Origin of the sequence: Oleiagrimonas citrea, from assembly GCF_012395255.1 — a bacterium.
GTDB lineage: Bacteria > Pseudomonadota > Gammaproteobacteria > Xanthomonadales > Rhodanobacteraceae > Oleiagrimonas > Oleiagrimonas citrea.
The window spans coordinates 139,257-164,057 of sequence record NZ_JAAZQD010000005.1; the positions used below are offsets into that span (position 1 = coordinate 139,257).

Annotated in this window: 9 protein-coding genes; 4 read left to right on the forward strand and 5 right to left on the reverse strand. The window is 64.1% G+C overall.

All coding sequences use genetic code 11. The features are described from left to right. The first annotated feature begins 222 nt into the window (after positions 1-222). The gene (locus tag HF690_RS13035; RefSeq protein WP_168609751.1) at positions 223-16,197 is read left to right on the forward strand and encodes a LysM peptidoglycan-binding domain-containing protein; all 15,975 of its coding nucleotides are present in this window, start codon (positions 223-225) and stop codon (positions 16,195-16,197) included. Next, positions 16,194-16,931, forward strand: coding sequence for a hypothetical protein (locus HF690_RS13040; RefSeq protein ID WP_168609752.1), 738 nt, complete (start codon positions 16,194-16,196; stop codon positions 16,929-16,931). The genes HF690_RS13035 and HF690_RS13040 overlap by 4 nt, the downstream gene beginning before the upstream one ends. Positions 16,932-17,338: 407 nt before the next feature. Here HF690_RS13040 and HF690_RS13045 read toward each other — a convergent pair whose 3' ends face one another. From HF690_RS13045 to HF690_RS13060, 4 genes are all read right to left on the reverse strand, one after another. Then, complete coding sequence (locus HF690_RS13045; RefSeq protein ID WP_168609817.1) at positions 17,339-18,871, reverse strand: DHA2 family efflux MFS transporter permease subunit; 1,533 nt, start codon at positions 18,869-18,871, stop codon at positions 17,339-17,341. Between the two features lie 130 nt (positions 18,872-19,001). After that, positions 19,002-20,195 carry an HlyD/EmrA/EmrK family protein gene (locus HF690_RS13050; protein ID WP_168609753.1) on the reverse strand — a complete coding sequence of 398 codons (1,194 nt, stop codon included), beginning with the start codon at positions 20,193-20,195 and terminating at the stop codon, positions 19,002-19,004. After that, complete coding sequence (locus HF690_RS13055) at positions 20,192-21,673, reverse strand: efflux transporter outer membrane subunit (RefSeq protein ID WP_168609754.1); 1,482 nt, start codon at positions 21,671-21,673, stop codon at positions 20,192-20,194. The genes HF690_RS13050 and HF690_RS13055 overlap by 4 nt, the downstream gene beginning before the upstream one ends. Positions 21,674-21,701: 28 nt before the next feature. After that, entirely contained in the window at positions 21,702-22,160 is a 459-nt protein-coding gene (locus tag HF690_RS13060; protein WP_113065813.1) for a MarR family winged helix-turn-helix transcriptional regulator, read from the reverse strand. 237 nt (positions 22,161-22,397) lie between these two features. On the opposite strand from HF690_RS13060, the gene HF690_RS13065 reads away from it, so the two are divergent. Together HF690_RS13065 and HF690_RS13070 are read left to right on the forward strand one after the other, a co-directional pair. Next, a complete protein-coding gene (locus HF690_RS13065) occupies positions 22,398-23,273 on the forward strand; it encodes an MBL fold metallo-hydrolase (RefSeq protein WP_168609755.1) in 876 nt (291 codons plus the stop codon). Positions 23,274-23,468: 195 nt separating this feature from the next. Then, on the forward strand, positions 23,469-24,242 hold the full coding sequence (locus HF690_RS13070; RefSeq protein ID WP_113065708.1) for a sulfite exporter TauE/SafE family protein: 774 nt from the start codon (positions 23,469-23,471) through the stop codon (positions 24,240-24,242). 26 nt (positions 24,243-24,268) lie between these two features. Here the strand turns inward: HF690_RS13070 and HF690_RS13075 are convergent, their stop codons facing one another. Continuing rightward, positions 24,269-24,763, reverse strand: coding sequence for a DUF427 domain-containing protein (locus HF690_RS13075; RefSeq protein ID WP_113065709.1), 495 nt, complete (start codon positions 24,761-24,763; stop codon positions 24,269-24,271). Positions 24,764-24,801 lie beyond the last annotated feature (38 nt).

Genomic DNA, 24,801 nt, shown 5'->3' on the forward strand with positions numbered 1-24,801 from the left:
TGCAAGCGAACCTGATTCGTGTGATATCCCGGCCAGAGGCATCAGCCCTGGCAGCCCAATGACATCATCCTGATGATCCGCTCGCCCATGAGCGGATCCACCCTAAACTTTTTCTGAGTTCTGCCGACCAGTACACATAAGAGGCCACGAAACAGTGGTCGTTGTTTGGTGCTAACAGGGGGCACTCCATTGGTTGCTGTGATTTCAGGGAATGGTTTGGGTTTGCTGCAGGGTTCGTTGTCGCAGCTGGGACAAGGGACAGGCGGCTCGGCGGATCTAGGGCTGGGACGGAACCGGCAGTACGTCAATGTCGCCAATGGCAATCTGGTCCTGCAGGGTCAGGATGCGGGCCTCGATTTCGATGGTCTGTCAATCGCCAATCTGCGCACCTACAACAGCCTCGGAACGAAGCCGGATCAGGGCTGGCTGTGGGGCTTCAGCCGCAACATACGGCCGGGCGCCCCGGGCAGCACGGTGGAGCGCGAGGCCGATGACGGCAGCGTCGTCACGTACGTGTACGACCGCGCACGGGGGCTGTATGTCTCGGAAGACGCCAACGGACCGCAGGACACCCTGCTGCGCCTGAATGGCCGCAATGCCGGATGGCTGTGGACGGACGGCGCGACCCACCGCGAAGAGACCTACGACGGCAGCGGCAAGCTGGTCAGCATCTTCGATCCGCGCACCAGCGCGCGGTACATGCTGAGCTATGACCACGGGCATCTGTCCAGCATCACCGCCGACGACGGCGATGTGCTGTCGTTCCAGTACGGCAAGCACGGTCTGCTGACGCAAGTGGATATGACCGAAGTGCCGCCGGGCGCGACGGCTGCGGTCACGCGCACCGTGGTGCGCTATGCCTACGACGATGCGGATCGCCTGGTCCAGGTCAGCACCGCACTGGCTTCGGACAGCCAGGCCACGGATGCGCTGTTTACGACGCGCTACACCTACGAGGGCGACAGCCTGCGTATCCGCAGTGTGACGCAGAGCGACGGCGTGGTCGCGCAGTACAGCTATACCGAGCTGAACTCCGGCGAGTTCGTGGTATCGAGCGTGACCACGGGAACGGGTGATGCGGCGCGCACGGTGCATTTCGCCTACGACGGCGGCGGTGCCCAGCACAGCACGCAGGTCAGCGATGCGTCGGGTCAGACTTGGACCTACGTCAGCGATGCGCGCGGCGATCTGCTTTCGCTGTCGGAACCGGCGATCGATGGTCAGCGGCCAGTCACGCAGTACACCTACGATGCCGCGGGCAATGTTCTGCAGGCCACGGATGCGCTTGGCCACACCACGACCTATACCTACGATGCCTACGGAAACCGGATCGGCGAGCGCGATGCTTCCGGCAACACCATCACGCGCACGTTCGACGACAACCACTACCTGCTGACGCAGACCTACTACCGCGCTACGGCGAGCACGGGCACGCCGGATGCGGCCACCGCCGATACCACGCGCTACGTGTACGACGATACGGGTCGTCTGCGCTTCACGATTGACGCGACGGGCGCCGTGACCGAGCGCGTCTACAACGGCGACGGCCTGCTGCAGACCGTGCGTCATTATCTGGGCGCCACGTTCGACATCGGTCATCTTCGTGACGATGAGAGTCCGAGCCTGCGCAGCATGACTACATGGTCCGCGCGGCAGGACATGGCGAATACCACGCGCAGCGACTTCGCATACGACGCGCGCGGCCTGCTCGCCATGCAGACGGACTGGGCTGCGGTCGATGCGAACGGCATCGGCGTGCAGGATGCGGCCACCGCCGTGACGCATTTCGTGTACGACGCGCAGGGGTTGCTGCGTCAGCAGGCGATCGTGCGCGGCAGCCAGTCAGCCGATCTGACCTCCTATGCTTACGATGGTATGGGGCGTCTGATCGGACGCACCAGTGCGACCGGCGCGCAGACCACATGGAGCTATGCCGCGGACGGCAGCGTCACCAGTATCACCGTCGACGCCTCGTCGGCCAGTCAGCCCGGCACGACACGCGTGCGCACGGAGCAGCGCAACAGCAGCGGCGAGGTCGTGGCGGTCACGGTGTCCGACACCGCGGGTGATGCGACGCATGTCACCGACAACATCTACGATGCAGCCGGACGGCTTCGTGCCGTGCGCGCGCCCGATGGCGGCATCAGCTACACGTTCTACGACGCGGACGGTCGAGTGTCCGCGCGCGTCGATGCGACCGGCGCGGTGACCGAATATCAGCGCGACGCCGATGGACGCGTCGTTGGCACGGTGATGTACGCCAACCGGGTCGATACCCGTGCCTGGCTGGTCGATGGCGACGTGGTGCCGCAGGACGTCGATGCGATCCGGCCGGCCGCGAGCGCGGAAGATCGCGCCACGGCCACGACTTACGATGCGACGGGTCGCATCGCCACGAACACCGATGCAGTCGGCACCGTGACGCACTATGCCTACGACGGAGAGTCGCATCTCGTACGCACCACGGTCATCGGTGGCGATGGCGGCGAAAGCCGCGTCACGCGCTATTTTTACGATGCGGACGGACGACGCATCGCCACGCTGGATGCCGCCGGCGATCTGAGCGAAGTCGTCTATGACGAAGCCGGGCGTCGCGTGCGTGATGTGGCCTACGCGACCGTCACCGATGTGGCTCTGCGTGCCGACGGCACGTTGGCGCAACTGCGTCCGGCCGCGAGCGCGGGTGATCAAGTTACGCGGCACTACTACGACGGGCGTGGCGAGGAAGTCGCCAGCCTGGATGCTGCCGGCTACGTGACGCGTTACGACTACGATGAAGCTACGCATCAGCGTACGACGACCCGCTACGCGCAGGCCATATCGACGGGAAGCGATCCGTCGCTGCAGGACGTTCTCGACGCGGTTGCCGGTCAGGATACCCAGGTCAGTACGTGCCAGTACGACGCCGACGGTCGCAAGATCGCCGAAACGAATGCCGAAGGCACGACCACGACCTACACCTATGACGGCTTCGGTCGTCTGGTGCGCACCGAGCAGGCCGTTGGGACCCAGGACAGTCGCGTCACCAAGGAGACGTACGACGTATTCGGCAACCGGATCAGCGAGACCGACGGCAACGGCAAGGTCACGTATTACACGTATGACGCCGAAGGCCGCCCGCTGAGCGTCACCGATCCGCTCGGTCAGACCACGTGGACGGTCTACGACGCCGATGGGCGCGTGCGTTACCGCATCCGTGGCATGGCCGATGCCTCGGGAACGCTGAATGCGCAGGGAGAGGTCGTCGAATACCGGTACGACGCGTTCGGCGACGTGACGCAAACCCTGGCCTACGCACATCGCCTGGCGTTGCCTTCGGGTTTCGCCCCGACCGAAGCGGGGATGGAGCAGGGGGCCGCCACCCTGACTGACGCGACACACGATGGCCATGACGTGTACCGCTACGACACCGATGGTCGCCTGATCGAGCATGTCGACGGAGACGGTTACGTCACGCGCTATGGCTACGACGCTTTCGGCGACCGGACCAGCGAGACGGTACCGCAGGACGCCACGCACACCAGCACCAATCGCTACACCTTCGATGCCCTGGGTCGTCGGATCTCGAGTGTCGAAGATGTCGCTGGCGTGCATCGCGTCACGTCCGCGACCTACGATGCGCTCGGCCATCTGAGCTCGACCACCGACGGCCGCGGCGTCGTCACCCATTACCGGTACGACGGACTGGATCGCGAAACGTCGCGTGCGCTCACGGTGGACGGCACGGCCCGTGTGGTTCGTACCCAGTACGATGCCTACGGCCGGGTCCTGGTGCATACCGATGCGCTGGGTCAAAGCACGCACTACGCCTACGACGAGGCCAACCGCACGGTCACCGTCACCTCGCCCGAGGGCGTGACGCTCTCCACGCAGCACAATCGCGAAGGGCAGACGATCGCGGTCACCGATGCCGCGGGCCATGCCACGAAGTACCGCTACGATGCCGATGGTCGTCTTGTGCAGACCGAGCGCGCCGATGGCTCGGTGGAGCAGGCAAGCTACGACGCGGACGGTCATCGCATTCGCACCGTCGACGGCGATGGCCGTAGCGTCGTGTACACCTACGATGCCGCGGGCCGCGTCCTGAGCCGGACCACGGATCCGGACGGCCTCGCGCTGACGACGCGCTATGTCTACGACGGCCGGGGGCAGAAACTGTCGGTCACCGCACCGGACGGCATGGTCACGACCTACGACCATGATGCCGACGGCAACGTGATGACGCAGGTGGAGGATGCAGGCGACGCCTCGCACCGTAATCTGACCACGACGTATACCTGGGATGCCCAGGGTCGTCAGCTGAGCGTGACGCGAGGCAGCGGCACGGCGCAGGCGAGCACCACGAGCTACACCTACGACGCGCTCGGCCGCGAGACCCGCCAGGTCGTCGCGGCGGGGACACTCGATCTGACCACGGACTACGCCTACGATGCCGAGGGACATCTGGTTCGCGTCACCGATCCAGCGGGTGCGAAGACCTATTACGCCTATGACGAAGCCGGTGAGCGCACCTACACGCTGGCGCCGACCGGAGCGCCGGGAAGCGGAAAGGGGACGCTGACGCGAACCACCTACGACGCGGACGGCCGCGTGACGTCGGTCACGGGCTTCGCCGCATCCGTCGATGCTACGGGCGCCGATGCTCTGATTTCGGCCTCGCCGTCGGACGCGCGAACCTACATGGCCGGTCTTGCCGCACAGGCGGCCGATCCGCAGTCCGATCATGTAGCGTATCGGGTCTACGATCATGACGGGCATCTTCGCTTCACCCTTGACGGTGCGGGTGCCGTGGTCGAGACGCGCTACAACGCGCTCGGCGAGCGCTCGGCGACCTTGTCTTACGCCGGTTTCCATGCCGTGCCAGCGAACCTGGCAGCGGCCATCCAATCCGGCGATGCCGACGATGCCGCCATATCGACCTGGCTCGCCGGGCAGGGCGTTACCGATACGCATGCGGGCACGACGCGCTACTACTACGACGCTCTCGACCGCGTGCGTTTTCGCGTGGTGTTGGACCAGGTGGGCGACACCGTCCAGGGCGTGATCAGCGAAACGCGATACGACGCGACCGGTCAGGTCATCGCGACCGTTCAGCACGGGACGACCTTGTCGCTCGCCGGCATCGATGCAGCGACCACCGACTCGCTCGCCGCGCAGACGGCCGACGACGGTGCGGCGCGAACGACGCGCTATCTGTACGACCAGGCGGGACGGCAACGTGCCGTGATCGGCGCGGACGGGGCCACGACATTCCGCTTCTACGATGCCGCGGGGCGGGTGACCGCCACGGTCGATGCCGACGGCGCCGTGGTCGCGTTCGACTATGACTCGGCGGGCCGTATGGTGTCGCGCACCGCGTTCGTCACGCAGGTGTCCACGCAGGGATGGGTCGACGGCGACGCCGTGGTGCCCGCCGACTGTCCGCTTCCGAGCGCGCATCCGGCCGGTACGCCGGGAAGCGCCGTTGCGACCGGTGGCCACGACCGCACGACACGCTACACCTACGATGCATTGGGTCGCCTGACCCAGAAGCGCGAGATTGTGGATAGTGTGCGCGGTCTCGACGCCAGTGGAAGCGCCGCGAAGTTGATGTGGGACGAGCGCGTCACCATCTATCGGTACGACGCGGCTTCGCGGCAGGTGGCCGAGACTGTGGCCTCGGCATTGACCGGAACGTCGCGCACGACGTCGTGGCTGTACGACGCCGATGGACGTCGCGTGGCGCAGCTCGATGCATCGGGTTATCTGACCGAGACCGTCTACGACAGCGCCGGCCGCGTGCAGCGCACGGTGGCTTATGCGCAGGCGGTGGCGTTGCCGGACGGTGCCGATCCGACCACTTTCCCCCTGGCGCAACTGCGCCCGCAGACCCATGCTGCGGATCGCACCACGCGCTATTACTACGACGGTCTGGGCCAGCGCATCGGAATGCTGGATGCGGAAGGCTATCTCACGGCCTATGCCTATGACGGTGATGGCCGGGAAGTGAGCCAGACGCGTTATGCCAATGAGCTGACAGGCCACGAGACGGAAGACTTCGCGGCGCTGCAGGCCCTGGCTGCCAAGGGCGCGGCGCGCCAGACGCAGCGCAACTACGATGCACAAGGCCGGCTGGTGGAAACGGTGAATGCGGAAGGCACGCATACCAAATACGCCTACGACGCCAACGGATGGCTGCTTTCCACCGATGAGGCGGCGGGCACCTCCGACAGCCGCGTCACTCAGCAGCGCTTCGATGCGTTCGGCGAAGTCGTGGCGAGCACGGATAGCAACCAGCACACCACGCGCTACACCTACGATGCCGCCGGCCGTCGCACGAGCATGACGGATGCTCTGGGCAACCGAACCTGGTTCGTCTATGACCTTCGCGGCCAGCTGGCCTTCACCGTGCGCGGCATGGCCGATGATTCGGGTCGCGCCAATGCCTGGGGCGAGATCACGCAAGTCGATCTCGATGCCTTCGGCCAGACGACGCGCTCCGTGACCTATGCGCGCCGCCTCGCCTTGGATGCGGATCCGGCATTCGATGTCGCCGATCTCTCCGCGCAGGTGGCAACGTTGGCCCAGCCATACGCGGCCTCGGGCAGCGACAGCAGTTACGACGTGGCCGCCACTTACGCCTACGACAGCGTGGGCGACCTGATTGCGAAGACGGACGGCAAAGGTCAGATCACGGCTTACGCGTACGACATCTTCGGCGAGAAGACGAGCCAGGCGAGCCTGCTCGACGCCGACGGGCAGCGGGTGAGTGTCGAGAACTATGCCTACGACGCCGACGGTCGTGTCACCGAAACGCGTCGAGGCGTGGTCGCTGGCAGCGCACTCGACCCTGCGTTGGTCCTGCAGCAGTCGGGCAAGCTTTCCGTCCCTCTGCAGGTGATTCGCAGCGAGTTCGATGCCTTCGGCGAAGTGTCGGCACGAACCGATGCCCGCGGTTCCCGCACCATATACGCCTACGATCACCTCGGTCATCGGGTCGCGCAGGCGCTGTCGGTACAGGGCAGCGAACGCACGCAGTCCTCGACGTATGACGCATTCGGGCGCGTGGTCACGCGAGCCGATGCGTTGGGTCGCGTGACCCGTCTCGCCTACGACGATGCGCAGCGCAGCCTCACGGTGACCACGCCGGAAGGCGTCGTCACGATCACCCAGCACAATCGGGAAGGCCAGACGATCGCCGTCACGGATGCGAACGGCCAGACGACCCGTTATCGCTACGACGGTGCCGGGCAGCGGGTCGAAATCGATGACGCCAACGGCGCCCGCGAGATCCGGGCGTACGATGCCACCGGTCACCTGCACGAGACCGTCGATGCCGACGGCCGTGTGATCCGCTACGACTACGATGCCGCCGGACGCGTGCTCACGCAGACGGTGGACCCGGATGGTGCGGCACTGGTCACGCAGTACACCTACGACGCCGCCGGACATCGACTCAGCATGACCGATCCGTCGCAGGTGGTGACGGACTACACCTACGACGGCAACGGAAACCTGCTGACACAGGTCGAGGATGCCGGCGACGACACGCATCTGAATCTGTTGACCCGGTACAACTGGGACGCGCAGGGCCACAAGCTCTCGGTCACGTATGGCACGGGCAGTGATGCGCAGACGAACACCTACGCGTACGACGGGCTGGGACGACTGGTCAGCGAAACGGACGGGGCCGGTCATCAGCGGACGTACGACTATGACGCCAACGGCAATCTGATCCACCAGGTCGACGCCAACGGCAAGGCGACCTACTTCGTCTACAACGAAGCCGGCGAAAAGATCTTCACGATCCAGGAGCTGGATGGCGGACTTTCCGCATGCGCGGTGAGTCAGCAGTTCTACGATGCGGATGGACGCCAGGTCGGCACCCACGATTACGCGCGTACCGTGGACCTGTCCTCGGCGCTGCAGTCGTCCGCGACCGTCGGCGGATTCTTCGCGGAATCGGAAGTGGCAGCGGCTACAGCCGCGGTCCAGGACAGTGCGGACCAGCAGAGCTTCCGTGTCTACGACGGCGACGGCCGATTGCGCTTCGTGGTCCAGTCGGGCGGTCGCGTGACGGAGACGCGCTACAACACACTGGGGCAAGTGGCGCAGACGTTGGCCTACGCTGCACCGGTCCAGATTGATGCAGCGTTGGCCGGCGCATTGCAGTCGGGCACGGCAAACGTGGCCACGATTCAGAGTGCGCTTTCGGCGGTTGGCGACAGCGCGACGACGGCGCGGCAGACCTTCACCTACTACGATGCGGCGGGCCGCATCCGGTTCCAGGTCCAGCCGACGCAGGCCGAAGGCGTTGCGGGCGGCGCCGTGACCGAAATGCGTTACGACGCAGCCGGTCACGTCATCGCCACGCTGCATTACGGCAGTCTGCTGGCTCCGGCCGACTATGGCGAGGGAGCCACCACGGCCAGCATTGCCGATGCCGTGGCTGGGCGGGACGCGCATCGCGTTCGCAGTGTCTACGATGCGGCGGGTCGGCTGGTCTACACGATCGATGCCGCCGGTCTCGTGCAGGAGCAGTGCTACGACGCGGCCGGTCGCACGACGCTGACGCGGACCTATGTCCATGCGGTCGACGTGTCGGATACACCCAGCCAGGATGAGGTGGCGGCGGCCCTTTCCGCTGCGAACCCACAGGCCGGCGATGTGCGCGTCACCGGGCAGACCTACGACGCCGCTGGCCGAGTCGTGGCGACCTACGACGGCCTCCCGGCGCCAGCCACCCGCATTCGCTACAACAACGCGGGGCAGAAAATCGCCTCGACCGATCGTGACGGGCACACCACCACGTACGCGTACAACGCCCAGGGTCTGGTCAGCGACGAGACCGGCCCCGAGATCGACGTGGCGACGTACAACAGCGAGGGTGCCTACAACGGGACGGTCAAGGATCGGGTGCATACGCACTTCGAGTACGACAACGAAGGCCGTCTGCTGTCGCGTACCCAGCAGCAGCGTGACGGCAACATGCGCGTCAGCTACACCTACGACGCACGCGGCAATCAGATCGCGACCTTTGTCGAGGGTGACCGAAATGCCGCCGGCTCGTCCTTTGCGGCGGGGACCCGGGTCACGTACAACGCACTCGATCAGGCTGTGGTCTCGCGTGATGTGCGCGGGCACTACAGCTACAAGGTCTACGACGCCGCCGGGCGCGTGGCCTACGACGTCGGTGCGGACGGCTATGTCACCCATTACGTCTACGACGCCTATGGCGATCAGGTCCAGGTCACGCGCTACGCGCAGGGGCTGAATTTCGGCAAGTTGACCGCGAGCGGCTGGAAAGCAGGCGACGCGATCACCGACGCGCTGATCCAGAAGGGGCTGGTCGCTTCGAGCGGGCAGGACCGTACGCTCACGACGACCTACGATCAGCGCGGCAACAAGCTCAGCGTCATGCAGGCGAATGTGTCCTACGTGCATGCCGATGGCAGCACTGGGACCGGTCATCCGACGACTCGCTATACCTACGATGCCTACGGTCATCTCAGCAGCGAGTCGGTACTGATCGAGGGGGCCGAGGGACGCTCCCCGGCCGTATGGGCGACGACGTTCCATTACTACGATGCAGACGGCCGAAAGACCGAGACGGTCGATCCGATGGGTTACGTCACCACGTGGACCTACGACGGCTTCGGAAACATCGCCAGCATGACCGAGTGGGCGCGCCCGGTCTCCACGGACAAGCTGAGCGCGGGTGGCACGCCGCCGGCCACGCCCGATGCGGGCGATCTCTCCACCGGTTTCGATCGAATCACCCGGTACACCTGGGATCAGGCCGGTCGCAAGGTGACCGAGTCCAGTCGTCGCTATGCGGCGGATGCCGAGGGCACGCAGACCCTGCAATGGGCCACCACGCACTACACCTACGACGGTGAAGGCCGCATCATCGCGGTCGACACCGACGGCAAGCGCGTGACCACCGACTACGACGCCATGGGGCGTGTCGTGCGCGTCACCGGTCCTGGTGAGCGTGTGCTTCGCAACGATTGGCACGCGCTGTTGCAGGCGCACCCGGACTGGGATCTTTCCAGCAGCGGCCTCTACGTGCAGACCTCGGAGACGGTCAGCTACGTCTACGACAGTTTCGGCGAGCGCGTCGTGGAGACCCACGGTTCGACGGGCTCTTCACTCGCGCAGCGCACCTATACCCGCTACGACGGCGGCGGACGCGCCATCGCCAGCGTCTCCACGCCGGATGGTACGGCGGACTGGTCCTCGTCCTACGTCAAGCGGATGCGTTACGACAACGCGGGCAACCAGATCGAGGTCGACACCTACCTGACCGGCCTCGATGGCAACACCGTCAAGGTGACGACGACCAGCAACTACGATGCCGACAATCGTCTGGTCGACAGCGCGACGCATCGTGCGGGACAGTCCGCTCCGGACAAGGCCTCGGTGATGCGCTACAACGCCTTCGGCGAGCAGACCGGAAGCGGCGTGCTGTCCGCCGATGAGCAGATTGCCGTGTACGACGCCGCCGGACGGCGCATTCGCGCCACCGATCCGACGACCGGTGTGGTCCACAGCTACGGCTACGATCTGGCCGGCCGGATGGTGCTCGATACGCATGCCCTGGCGGCCGATGTCGGTGGTTCGGTGTCGACGCGCCACGTGCTGGATCGGGATGGCCGCGTCACCGGCGTGGAAGCGCCGAGTGGCCAGGCTGCATCCGGCGAGGGCGGCAGCATGCTCGCGGCCGAGTACGACCGCTGGGGCAATGTGCTTTCGTCCACCGACTTCAACGGCAACACCACGCTGTATCGCTACAACGATCGCAGCCAGGTCGTGCAGGAAACGGGTGCGGCGGTGGCCGTGACCGGCGAGAACGGTCAGACCCACACCACCACCACGACCAAGTCGACGGTGTACGACATCGACGGCAACGTGGTCGCCAGCACCGACGAGAATGGTCATACCACGCACATCACACGCGATGCGCTCGGACGCGCGGTGAAGACCGTCGACGGCGCCAACGCCACCCAGTACACCGCCTTCGACGGACTGGGCCGCGAGGTGGCCGACGAAGACGGCAATGGCCATATCACGTTCAAGAACCTGGATGCGCTGGGACGCACGGTGCAGCAGGGCGACTTCGTGGTGGATGGCAGTGGACGCCATGCCGTGTGGCAGCAGGCCTACGTGCTGGACGAGAACGGCGATCGCCTGGTGGCCTATGACGGCATCGGCAGCAGCCTTCTGCAGAAAGGGCAAACCGAGGAAGCTGCCGACCACGCGAATTACTACGGCTACGACAGCCAGGGCCGGATCTTGTGGAGCCAGGATCCGGCGCAGCATGCGGCGACGGCTGATTCGAGCGGTTCCTCACAGTCGTCCTCGACCTGGACGGCCAGGCCCTACAACCCGGGTTTCGAAGAGGGCGACGTGGGTTGGGTCAAGGGGGATGGCTGGTCCATGGTGAACAGCTCGCATTACAGCGGAAGCTGGTCGGCCAGGCTGGACAACTTCGGCGCCTCCAATGCCGTCTCGCCCGGTTCGACGCTGATCAACCAGGACCGTGTTCCGGTGCGCCCCGGCCAGGCCATCCACGCTTCGGCCATGGTCCAGCAGGGTGCTTCCGATGTGGGGCACACCGGCGCAGCCGTCCGCATCATGTGGTACGCCGCCGACGGTTCCCGGCTGGGCTATTCCACCGGCAACTACATCGTCGACGGCCGGCACGGCGAGTGGCACAGCAGCTCGCTCGATGCCACGGCGCCATCCGGCGCGGCGTACGCCGCTGTGGCGGTCAATGGCTGGAATATCAGTCTGGACCCGCTCTGGGTGGATGACATCAGCTGGAACTACGTCCCGCAGATCGACGTGAAGGACGGCCCCGACATTCGTGTCCCGGCCGGTGCCACGAATATCCGCACGACCTACGCGTACGATGCCTACGGCCACAAGGTCCATGAGACCAATGCCGACGGCGACAGCCAGAGCTGGACGTACGACGCCTATGGGCGCCTGACCGCGCACACCGATCTGAGCGGCGCCAAGTACCACTACGAGTACGACGCGGCGAGCGGGCAACTGGTGCACACCGACGACAACTGGTCCGCATCGGCCCAGGGTCAGGCCGACCCGCCGTACGTCATGGACACGGCGGCCGATAGCGCCACGCGGACCTACTACGCCAACGGCCAGTTGGCGACGCTGCGGTATGCGGACGGTTCCCACGACGCCTACTTCTACGACGCCAACGGCAATATGGTCCGCAAGGAGTCGTACGCAGTCGACGGCAACGGCAAGCCGGTTCGTGCCGTCACCGAGATGACCTACGACAGCCACAACCGGCTGACGCACGTGACCGAGACGCGCACCGACGGCGGCACGCGCGAGGCATCGGCGTCGACGCAACTGCAGGAAAACCTGGTGCCGATCGACGGCGACGGTGGTGGCGGCTACGGCGGTACGGGCGGCAGTGGTGGAAGCACGAATGACCCGGTCCCGGACAGCTGGGCGGTGGTCACCAGCACCATGAACCTCACCTACCGCTACGACGCGGTCGGCAACCGGCGTGCCGTGATCGCCAGCGAATCCAGCGGTTCCGGTTCCGGCGTGACGACGCAACTGGTTCCGATCGACTGGGGCGGCGGCGATTATTCCGGTGGCGGCACCGGAACGGGCGGCAGTGGCGATGGCGGCACGGGCGGTTCGACGGCCACCGCGCACAGTGAGGCCTGGTACACCTACGATGGCGACAATCGCGTGCTGGTTTCCGCCGGCAAGCTCGTCAACGGCTCCATCCTGATCTCATCCGGCGCGGCTTCGTACGGGTTGAACTACGACGCGGCCGGTCACGCCGTGGCGCGGACGACGAAGAACGCCGACGGCCACACGCTGGTCCAGCGCAGTCATTTCAATCTGCGCGGCGAGCTGGTGCAGGCCGACTACACCGTGGACCTCGATACGGGCGGCAACTATCGCGGCTTCGAGGAGCAGCGTCAGTACGACGCCAACGGCCGGGTCATCGCCAGCGAGCATTTCTATGCGATGGGCACACGTCTGAATCCGCGCCTGCCGTACCGGAAGTACACCCCCGACGACTTCGAGGACTTCGGGGACGACCTGGGCGACACGCTGGTTGGCGGCGAGCTGTCCAGTGCGACAATCGATCACTACGATCCTGCGGGTCATCTGATCGAGGAGCAGAACTTCGGTCATGCGTCGCAGTGGACCGGCGCCGGCGGCCAGTCGAACGTGCCGACGGACCTTCCCGGCGCCAATGCGCTGGATTGGGGCGGCATGACTCTGCAGAACCGGGTCGTCTACCGCGGGCCGGAAGGTCAGGCGGGGTACGACGCCATGGGTCACGTGCTGAACTACCAGTACCGTGACGCAGCGGGCCGCGTGGACGCCTACACCGTCAGCTACGTCAAGAAGGACGCCTATCTGGAGAAGGCCACGGCCGGCGTCAACATCACCGGCACGGCCAATGTGCGACCGACCACCGACCAGAGCGTCTACAACGATCGCGGTGAGCGTGTCGCCATTGCGCAGCAGGTGCAGTACCAGGACGGTGCGGTGAAGGATGTCGTACGCGTGTTCGCCTACGACGGCGCGGGCCAGATCATCACCCGTCGCGATGGCACGGCAGACGGCTCGGCGATTGACTCGGGCGACGACGGCAGTCACGCCCAGCAGCACTACGTCTACGCCAACGGTCAGCAGGTGGCCAGTTTCGACGAGGGCGCCACGCTCAACGTGCTCGACCAGGTGACCGCATTCAGCAACACCGATCGCGGCACAGGCGGCTATGTGGTGCAGGCCGGCGACAGTCTCAAGAGCATCGCGCAGTCCATCTACGGCAACGCCAGTCTGTGGTACGTCATCGCCGACGCCAACGCGCTGGGCGGCGACGACGATCTGGCCCTGGGCCAGACGCTCCAGATCCCGGAAGTCACCACCCACAGCAACGACGCCACCACGTTCAAACCGTACAACCCGTCGGAGATCCAGGGCAGCACCACCCCGAGCCTGCCCACCATCGCCCCGCCGCCACCACCGCCGAGTCATCACTGCAACGCGGTCGCGGCGATCGTTGTGATTGCCATTGTCGTCGTGGCCACCATCGTCACCGCTGGCGCTGCAGCTGTGGCTATGGGGGCCACGGAGGGCGTGTTCGCCGCGGGAGGCGCAGCCCTCGCCGGAAGTGTGGCTGGAATCACTGCTGGCGAAGCGATCGCGGCCGCCGCGATCGGTGGCTTTGTCGGAAATATCGCCGGACAGCTTGCGGGTGATGCTCTTGGTACGCATCACGGGTTTTCTTTCGGCGAAGCCTTGGTTGGTGGTCTGACGACTGCTGCGGGAGCAGGTATTGGCGAGGCAATCAGCGGGAGTGGTAGTGCGACATCCGCCTTGGCAAAGGCCAACGGCGCTCTGCGCCCAGCGGGAGCCGCTCTATTGGGTGCAAGCAGCTATGCGAGCAATGCGACGGCAAGCAAGTTGCTCCATCAACCGACGCATTTCAGTTGGGCTGGGTTGGTGGCCTCTGGCGTGGCGGCTGGACTGACAAACGCCAGCGGCGTGAACCGGTTGGGTGGTACGGACAATGCCACAACGACATCCGCAAGCAGCAGCATGGCGGGCACGGTAACGACCCAGAGTTCGGGTACGTTTGAAAGCAATATCGCCAGCGGATTCTTGTCGGGCGCCATCGATCGTGAGGCGTCCATCGCGCTGGGCGATGGACGGGTCCCGAGTTGGGAGCAGATCGGGGAGGATGCCTTCGGCAACGCATTGGGCAATGCCGCGGTACATAAGCTCACTCAGGTCAGCGAAGAACGGAGGTTGAAGGAGCAGAGGAAGATTGCGGCGGCGATGTCCTACTACGGGAACAAGCAGGATTCGCTCGCTCCATATCGATCGCTCAACATCTATGGTGCGACCGATCCACTTGCCAGCTACAACCCATCGGATTATCCGATGCTGGCGAGTACCGATACAACATCAACTTATGCCGGCGTGAACGGCGCTGGTCCAGAGCCAGCGAATCCGTCCGCTGTTCCGAGAGTATCAGGTGCCAGCAACACGAACACCTCGAACAGCAACTACGAGAATGAATACGATCTGCTGTCGCCGGATCGATACGACTGGCAGACGCCGCTCCCGGTCTACGCCTCGCTGAATAATCTGCCGGGTGAGGCCGCTTCTATCGTACAGCCGCCATTTCTCCCTGTGCCTGTAACAAATATGTCTGCTGTCACTGTTAGCGCTAGCGTATCGGCTGCGGATACTTTGTCGGCCTACGGTGGTACGCCGGGGGAGAGTTATAATAATGATTGGTTCAGTGGCTTGAATGGCTTGGCTTCGGGCATGAAGTTTGTGCTGTCGTCCCTCAAGAAGAGCGGTGCGTCTAATGTCGTTATTGACAATATTAAGAACTCTTTCTCAGTTACTGCCTACAATCAGGCGTCGAGGCATGCTAAGCAATACATGAGCGCTGAAGCTTCGAGGTCTGACCTTAGCTATAGGGAGAAGGCAATAGAAGCGTCCGGGTATGCAGGGCGCATGCAAGCTCAATTCAGTCAAGCGGGGATTCCATATAGCAATAGTGGCTTTGAGCACCTTCTTAATGCGACCAACCAAGCCTACGCCTCCGCCGGGTTCGTCTACCCTGGCGACGAAAACAATTTTTTGGTATCGAGTAGCCCCGAAAGTGCCGGTAAAGTCATTGCTGGAATGATTCCTGGCGGTTCAAACCTGCTTTACGCTAACCCATATAGTTTTGGTGGCCAGAAGGTGAGCGGTCCGGACGGGGAATTTGCTGCTCCCGATAATCCTAGTCTTGTTCTCGTTGGGGCCGTGACTATTAATCGATCCGTGTGGAATTCTGCGTTTAAGTCTTATGTTGACATGAGTTGGGATGGCGTCAGCAAAAATCCTGTTCCAGGTCTTGCTCCTGAAGATTATGAGGGGGGCGGGGAGTTCCCTGAAGGCATGCAATCAAGAAGCGAGATGCTAGGTAAGTATAATGGTCGGGTGCAGGCGGTGGTGGCCGGCATTAATTACTTTGCAAAAGTTTACCAAGGAACCACCGCTGGACGAGTTCAAGTGTTCTACAATTCGACCGTGAAGCAATATCAAGTTGTGGTCCAAAAGTATCACTTTACACCAGTCGGTTGGACTTACCAGACGGTTAGCCAACAGAATGATCTGTTCAAGATGGTTCAGCAAGGTATTCATCGATGAAAGTGGATTTTATTTTGAAGCTTTTTTTGCTCTTGACTTGTGCAGTATTGTGCGGCTGCTCGGCTAGTCATGAAAAAATTGATAAGATATGGTCATCCGCCATGAATAAATTTGAGTCGGGCGATTATGCTGGTGCATTAATCAAAGCCAAGATATTGGAAGGTTACACTGAGTCCAGTGGGTCGTACTTGTATAGCCAATTCATGGTTTACGGAGCCATGCAGCATGGGCGGGACATGTATGCGATCAAAGAGTCCTTGAGAAAATTAGATAAGGTGCCTGCTAACGATGGCGGTGAACACTTGATGAGCTTCGTTTTGGCAAAAGGTTTTGCCAAAGTTTATTTATATAATCCTACGGTTGCTAAAACATACGTCGATGGTCAGTGCAAGAAAATGGGTGTTTCAATCAATAAGTGCGTTAATGGTTTCTTGAAGGGTGTTATGGAAGCGTATTTATCTGTGCATCGAAGATTCGACTCGGTACTTTTGTACGAAGTTGCAGATTTCTCAGGAGAGACAAATTTAATTGATCAGGCGTCTGCAAATTTTTTGCGTGCAATTTCGATAAGGTTCGCAGATCGGGATCACAGTAACTATGTGTTGCGAGGCATGGTTCGAGATGGAACATTGACCAAGCAGATGCAGAGTATTTTTTGCGAAAACGTGCGCTACCTGAAAGATGATGCGCATATCATAAATTGTTCGCCGAGCATGAATCATCCGGCGACCTGATTTTTCCTCGCCCTTAGTCATGAAGGAATGGGGTGCTGTCAAAAATAAAAGGAAGTGGTCAGAATAAATGTTCTCCGCAGAATAGGGGCCAAAACAAAACAGGGGCCAGAGTGCACTTTCTCCGTTCCTGATTTGCTTGCGAGGGCGACCGATTTTTGCGGGGGGCGGCACGGCGGTTGAATTGGGCTTCGATGGTCTTTCTGAAATGATCTGAGCCGAAAGCGTAGCCCCTTTGTCGATGCAGACGGATAGCTTCCGTGTCTGCAGGATCGATCACTTCCATGACGAGTTCGCGGTATGCGTTCTGTCGAATTTGCGGCGGGCTTTCCAGGGAGAGATAGGTGGCATGTAAAGAAAAGGCCGCCCATGGGGCGGCCTTTTGTGTGTTTCCGGTTCAGTAGTGGAACTCAGTGCGCGCCACCGCCCGCAGGCTTGGAACCCTTGGCCCCGAACGGCGGCTTGGCAAACCAGATCACGGCGATTAGGGCGATGAAGATCCAGCCCAGCACGTGGAAGACCTCGTTGAAGGAGATCTGGAAGCTCTGCTGGGTGATCATGCCGTTGATGATGCGGCCGCCGAGTTCGGGGTTGCCGTGGCCGAGGGCCTGCATGGCTTCGCGCGCTTGCGGGTTGTAGGCGGTGATGTGTTCGGTCAGCTGGGCGTGGTGATCCACCGCGCGGCGGGTCCAGGCGAGGGTGGTGATGGAGGCCGCGAAGCTGCCGCCTAGGGTGCGCAGGAAGGTGGCCAGGCCGGAGCCGGCGGCAATCTCGTTCTGCTTGAGGTCCGACAGCAGGATGGTCAGCACCGGCATGAAGAACAGCGCCACGCCGAGGCCCTGCCACAACTGCACCATCGCCACGCTGCCGAAGTCGACGTCGAGATTGAAGCTCGAACGCATGAAGCAGGTTGCGCCCATGACCAGGAACGAGATGCCGGCGAGAATGCGCAGGTCCATGCGCGTGGCGTACTTGCCGACGAAGAAGGTCAGCAGCACCGGGATCACGCCCAGCGGAGCAGTGGCGTAGCCGGCCCAGGTCGCGGTGTAGCCCAGGTTCTGCTGCAGCCAGAGTGGCACCAGCAGGGCGATGGCGAAGAACGCGGCGTAGGCCAGTACCAGCGCCAGCGTGCCGGCGGCGAAGTTGCGGTGGCGGAACAGTTTCAGGTCGACGATGGGGTCGTCGTCGGTCAGTTCCCAGATCAGGAAGATGGCCAGCGCGACCACCGAGACGATGGTCATCACGATGATGAACGTGGAGTGGAACCAGTCCGCGTCGTTGCCCTTGTCGAGCACGATTTGCAGCGCACCAACGCCGATGATGAGCGTGATCAGGCCAACGTAGTCGATCTTGGGTCGCTGGGTCTGCTCGACCTTGGCGCGCAGCTGGTTGGCGATCACCACGCTGGCGAAGATGCCGATGGGCACGTTGATGAAAAAGATCCACGGCCATGAATAGCTGTCGGTGATCCAGCCGCCGAGGATCGGTCCGGCGATGGGCGCGACGACGGTGACCATGGCCAGCAGGGCCAGCGCCATGCCGCGTTTTTCCGGTGGATAGACACCGATCAGCAGGCTCTGCGTGATCGGGTACATCGGTCCGGCGACCGCGCCCTGGATGGTGCGGAACAGCAGCAGCATGCCCATGCTCTGCGAGACGCCGCACATGAACGAAGCCAGCGAAAACAGCAGCGTGGACCACACGAACAGCTTGGTCTCGCCGAAGCGGCGTGTGAGGAAGCCGGTCAGCGGCAGCGAGATGGCCATGCTGACGGCGAACGAGGTGATGACCCAGGTGCTCTGGTCGTTGCTGACGCCGAGGTTGCCGGCGATGGTCGGCAGCGACACGTTGGCGATGGTTGTATCCAGCACCTGCATGAACGTGGCCAGGGACAGGCCGATCGTGGTCAGTGCCAGATTGGGGGGGCGAAAATGCGTTTCCATGGCGGGCATGTCCGGGGATCGGTGAGGGGGCGTCGCGGGCATCAGGCCCGACGGAGACGTGCGTGCGAGTGCACCTTCCCTGTCTCCGGCCGCGCGGGCGGCCGGAGGTTTCCTGTTTCGGTCGGGGCGCTCAGCCGTGCTTGGCGGCGTGTCCCATGTTGCGGTGGATGATCTGCTCGATCAGCGTGTTCGCCGCGTTCATCTGCTTCTGATAGACGTTGGTGGTGAACAGCGGCTTGGTCGGCGCCTGCTTCGGCAGCACGGGACCGGTCTGGTCGTGCAGGTTCACCGACGCGGCCATCGACAGGCCGATGCGCAGCGGATGCCTGGCCACGTCCTTCGGATCGAGGTCGATGCGCACCGGAATGCGCTGCACGATCTTGATCCAGTTGCCGGTGGCGTTCTGCGCCGGAAGCAGGGAGAACGCGCTGCCGGTACCGATGCCGAGGCTGACGATCTTGCCGTGGAAGGTCACGCCGCTGCCGTAGAGATCCGACTCCAGTTCGACCGGCTGGCCCAGACGCATCTTGCCCAGCTGGGTTTCCTTGAAGTTGGCGTCGACCCAGACCTGGTGCAGCGGCACCACGGCCATCAGCGGCACGCTCGGCTGCACGCGCTGACCGACCTGCACGGTGCGCTTGGCGACGTAGCCGGTGACCGGCGCGACCAGTGTGGTGCGGGCCTTTTCGAGGTAGGCCGCGCGCAGTTTGGCGGCGGCGGCCTTCACGTCCGGTTGCGAGGCAACCACGGTGTCGTCGACCAGCACCTTGCTGCTGTTGTACTGCTGCTCGGATGCGCTCAGCGCGCTGCGGGCGGCGTCCAGCGCGTCGCGGGCGTGGGCCAGTTCCTCGCTGGAGATGGCGCCGGTCTTGGCCAGGCTCTCACGCCGCTTGTAGTCGGCCTTCGCCTTGGCCAGCGCGACCTGCCGCGCCTCCATGTCGGCCTGCGCGCCTTGGACGTTGCTGTACAGGCCGCGAACGTGGCGCACGGTGCGGGCGAGGTTGGCTTCGGCGGCTTCCAGCGCGACTTCGGCGTCGCTCGGATCCAGCTTGACCAGTACCTGGCCGGCGTGGACCAGGTCGCCGTCGTCGGCGCCGATGCTGACTACGGTGCCGGGTTCGCGCGGCGTGATCTGCACGACGTTGCCGTTGACGTAGGCGTCATCGGTGTCGGCGTACCAGCGGCCCTCGAAGACATACCACAGCGTCCAGCCGATGGCGGCCAGTACGATGACGATCAGCAGCGCGCGCAGCAGGAAGCCGCGGCGGCCCTTCTTGGGTGCTTCTGCGTTCTTGGTTTCGGCGATGTTCTGCTCGTTGCTCATGGGGTGCCTCGGGAGGAGTCGGTGTTCGCCGCGGTCGCGGTGGGGGAGACGTTGGAGGGATCATCGGCCGGGCGGTAGCCGCCGCCCAGGGCCTCAATCAGCTGTACGGAGAGGTCGACCTGCTCGGCATGCAGCGCGGCGGCGCTCTGCTCGGCCGCCAGCAGCTGACGCTGCACGGTCAGCGCCTGCAGGTAGCTGCCGATGCCGGACTTGTAGCGGTCCATGGCCAGCTTCCAGGCCTCGCGCGCGGCATCCAGGGCGCGCTGCTGCGCGGCGGCCTGCTGCTTGAGCGCCTTGACGCCATCGAGCTTGTCGGCGATGGCGTCGAGCGCGCCGATCAGGGTCTTGTTGTACTGCGCCACAGCCAGGTCGCGTGCGGCATCGCGGCCGGCGAGGTTGGCGCGCAGGCGGCCTCCCTCGAAGATCGGCAGGCTCACGGCCGGGGCGACCTGATAGAACCGTGCGGGCAGCTGGAACAGGTTGTCGCCGCCGCCGGCGGCCAGTCCGGCCAGTGCGCCCAGGCTCAGGTTGGGCAGGAAGCGCGTCTTGGCGGACTGGATGTCCTTGCTGGCCGCTTCCACGCGCAGCTTCGCGGCGATCACGTCCGGACGGCGCCCCAGCAACTGGGCCGGCAGCGTCGAGGGCAGCGCTACGGACGCCGGGGACAGCGGCTGCGGGCGTGCGATGTCAAGACCGCGGTCCGGCCCTTTGCCCAGCAGCACGGACAGCGCGTTGCGGGCGGACGTCACGCGACGGTCGGCGGCAGCCAGCTGTTGTTCGGTCGTGGCCTGCTCGGCGGTGGACTGCTGCAGCTGCAGGCGGCTGTCGATGCCGGCCTGCACGCGCTGGTCGGTCAGTTTGCGCACATGGGTGGCGCGTGCGAGCTGCTCGCGGGCCAGGTCCTGTTGCCTGCAGGCATAGCCGAACTGGGCGTAGGCGCGGGCCACGTTCGCCGACAGCTCCAGGCGCGCGGTCTGGGTGTCGATGGCGGCGGCGCGGGCGCGGCCCACGGCGGCTTCCCAGGCGGCGCGTTCGCCGCCCCACAGGTCGATGTCCCAATTGAAGCTGAGGTAGCCGTACTTGATCCAGCTGAAGTGACCGCCGATCGGCGCGGGCACCAGCGTCGAGGGCAGGCGCGCGCCGGCCACGCTGGCGCCGGCGTTCAGGGTCGGCTTGGTGGCGGCCTCGGCGGCACCGGCCTGGGCTTCGGCGGCACGGGCGCGGGCGCGGGCGATGGCCAGGTCCGGGTTGTTCTTCAGCGCTTCGTCGATCAGGCCGTCCAGTTGCTTGTCGCCCAGCGCGGTCCACCAGTCGGTGGCGGGCCAGTCGTGGGAGACGTCGGCATGACCGAGGCTGCGCGAAGCGGCCAGCTGGTCGGCCTGCAGCGTCTTGGCGTCCGAATGCAGGCCACCGGTGCTGGCGCAGCCGGCGAGGACGGCGGTCAGGGCAGCGGTGAGCAGTAGGGGGGTGCGTCGCATGAATTTCATTGCCTGGGCAGAATTTGATTCATTCCGCGGCGCGCAGGGCCGCAAGAACGCGTTCGAGGGAGTCCATCAATTGCGCACGCTCGTCCGGCGAGAGTTCCTGTTGGGCGCGCTCCAGCGTGCGTTCGTGCGCCTTGGCGATGTGTCGCCAGGTGGCCATGCCGGCGTCGGTGACGGCGATGCGCATCGAACGTCGATCCTGTTCATGCGGTTGCCGGCGCACATAGCCCTTGGTTTCCAGCTGATCGATCACGCGGGTCATGGCGCCGGCGTCGTGATCGACGGCGCGGGCCAGTTCGCCGGCGCACATCGGGCCGTCCAGGGCCAGGCGCTTGAGGGCCAGGAACTGGGTGAAGCGCAGGTCCACGCCTTCGGTTTGCAGTTCGGCTTCGAGCGCGCGGACCAGCTCGGTGCGGATCATGCTGATCAGCAGGCCGAAGCTGAGATCGTGCGTTTCGGCTGGGTTCGTGGGCTTTTCCATGCCGCACATAATATAGTCGCATTTATAATTGTCAAGGCAACTATATGGGTGGCAGCTATATGCCGGGTCGCATCGAACGGCACGATGCGAGATGCGGGCTTGCGATGATGGGGACAGGACTTTATATTAGAACTATTGAATATAACGACGGGTCCCGTCGTTCCGCGTATCGTGCGGCAGATTCGGTGGCGAAGTTTCGTCCCGCGTTGCCGTTATCAACAATGAGGAGGCAGGCGCATGAGCAAGCATCCCGAGGTGAAGGCCTTTTTCGATGACCCCAGCAACACGTTCAGCTACGTGGTGTGGGATCCGGACACCTTGCGTGCGGCCATCATCGACAGCGTGCTGGACTACGATCCCGCATCCGGTACGACCCGTTGCGATGGCGCCGACCGCATCATCGCGTTCGTGCGCGAGAAGGGCCTGGAGTGCGAGTGGATCATCGATACCCACGTGCATGCCGATCATCTGTCCGCCGCTCCGTACCTGAAGGAGGCGCTGGGCGGCAAGCTCGGCATCGGCGAGCACATCACCACGGTGCAGAACACTTTCGGCAAGCTGTTCAACGCCGGCACGGCGTTCGCGCGCGACGGCAGCCAGTTCGACCATCTGTTCCGCGACGGCGAGACCTACCGTGTCGGCAACATCGAGGCCGTCGCCATGCACACGCCGGGTCACACGCCGGCCTGCATGACGCATGTGATCGGCGACGCGGCGTTCGTGGGCGACACCATCTTCATGCCGGACTACGGCACGGCGCGCTGCGATTTTCCCGGTGGCGATGCGCACACGCTCTACCACTCGATCCAGCGCCTGTTCGCATTGCCGGATGCCACGCGCGTGTTTCTGTGCCACGACTACAAGGCCCCAGGACGCGAGGAATTCGTATACGAGACCAGCATCGGCGAGCAGAAGCGCGCCAATGTGCATGTACACACGGGGGTGTCCGAGGACGCGTTCGTGACCATGCGCGAGGCGCGCGATGCGAAGCTTTCCATGCCGACGCTGATCCTTCCTTCCGTGCAGGTGAACATGCGCGCGGGGCAGCTTCCGCCGGCCGAGGACAACGGTGTGCGTTACCTGAAGATCCCGCTCAACCAGTTTTCCGGTTGAGCGCGGTCGATACGAAATCGTCGGTGTCGAGGCGGATCGCATGAGGGCGATTCGGGCGCGCCGGCGGGGCATCTCTCCGTCGTGGGTGCGACGGTTCATCGAAGACTTGCCGTCCAGCAAGCGAACAGCGGGCGAGCGTGCGACGTCATCCGCGGGTGCAGTGCGCCGTGGACGACGTGAAAAAGGAAACCGAACATGATCCCTTCCGTGGATATCGTTGCCGTGCTCTGCGGCACTCTGGTGGGCTTCTCGCTGGCGCTGATCGGCGGCGGCGGCTCGATTCTGGCCGTGCCGCTGCTGTTGTACGTGGTCGGCGTGCGTGATGCGCATCTGGCCATCGGCACCAGCGCGCTGGCGGTGGCGGTCAATGCCTTCGCCAATCTGATTCCCCACGCGCGAGCCGGTCACGTGCGCTGGAAGGCGGCCTTCGTGTTCGCGCCGGCGGGCGTGGTCGGCGCGGTGCTTGGGTCGAGCATCGGCAAGGTCGTGGACGGTCAGCGGCTGCTGTTCCTGTTCGCCCTGCTGATGCTGGTGGTGGCCTTCCTGATGATCCGCGGTCGGCGCAATGGCGCGGGCGGTACCGAGCCGAAGCCGCACATGTATCCGCGTCTGGGCGCCGTGGGTGTCGGCGCGGGCGCGCTGTCGGGATTCTTCGGCATCGGCGGCGGCTTCCTGATCGTGCCCGGTCTGATGTTCGCCAGCGGCATGGAGATCATCTACGCCGTGGGCACGTCCCTGTTTGCGGTGGGCACATTTGGTCTGACTACGGCGATCAACTACGCGGCATCGGGCATGATCGAGTGGGGCGTGGCGTTGGAGTTCATCGCCGGAGGCATCCTCGGCGGCTGGCTCGGCGTGCTCGGGGCGAAGCGGCTGGCGCGCACGCGCGGTGCGCTGAATCTGATCTTCGCGGTGGCCATTGTCGCGGTGGCGTGCCTGATGTTGTGGAAGAGCGCCAAGGCCTTCTGAACAGCGCGTGCATCAACGCGGACCGGCTACCACGCGGCAGTGTCCGGACCGCCCTTGAATGGTCCGCGGATGTCGGCGGTGATCCAGCCGCCGTAGTAATCGCCAGGCTGCGCCTCGACCTGCTCCCCATCGACAAAGCAGGCGTCCATGCGGCCCGGATAGAAGGCGAGGTAATGCGCGAGGGTCCGAAAAGCGCGTGATGGCTCCGGGTAGCTCCATGCCGCGTGTTCGGCGATACGGTCGCCGACCTTCACGTTCCAGTAGAACGCCAGCCCCTTGAACTCGCAAAGCGATTGGCCGTGCGTGGGACGTATATGGGCGGCGATGACGTCCTCGGCAGGCAGGTAGTAGGTCGGCGGGTGACTGGTTTCCAGCACACGGTAACCGCGAATGCTGTCGGCGATGACGACACCGGCAAACACGACCTGAAGATGCGCCTGCACCGGCTCGATGCGCGGCGGGCGCGGGTAGTCCCAGACCGATTCGGTCTTCGTGACCGTTGCGGCGGTGGTCTCATCCATGGCGGCTCTCCCGACTTTTCCCTGACGGTGGACACTGC

What these genes read in the sequence shown, in the direction of transcription:
- HF690_RS13040 (WP_168609752.1), top strand. Translation starts at nt 16,194, where the DNA reads ATGAAAGTGGATTTTATTTTGAAGCTTTTTTTGCTCTTGACTTGTGCA.
- HF690_RS13045 (WP_168609817.1), bottom strand. Translation starts at nt 18,871, where the DNA reads ATGGAAACGCATTTTCGCCCCCCCAATCTGGCACTGACCACGATCGGC.
- HF690_RS13050 (WP_168609753.1), bottom strand. Translation starts at nt 20,195, where the DNA reads ATGAGCAACGAGCAGAACATCGCCGAAACCAAGAACGCAGAAGCACCC.
- HF690_RS13055 (WP_168609754.1), bottom strand. Translation starts at nt 21,673, where the DNA reads ATGCGACGCACCCCCCTACTGCTCACCGCTGCCCTGACCGCCGTCCTC.
- HF690_RS13060 (WP_113065813.1), bottom strand. Translation starts at nt 22,160, where the DNA reads ATGGAAAAGCCCACGAACCCAGCCGAAACGCACGATCTCAGCTTCGGC.
- HF690_RS13065 (WP_168609755.1), top strand. Translation starts at nt 22,398, where the DNA reads ATGAGCAAGCATCCCGAGGTGAAGGCCTTTTTCGATGACCCCAGCAAC.
- HF690_RS13070 (WP_113065708.1), top strand. Translation starts at nt 23,469, where the DNA reads ATGATCCCTTCCGTGGATATCGTTGCCGTGCTCTGCGGCACTCTGGTG.
- HF690_RS13075 (WP_113065709.1), bottom strand. Translation starts at nt 24,763, where the DNA reads ATGGATGAGACCACCGCCGCAACGGTCACGAAGACCGAATCGGTCTGG.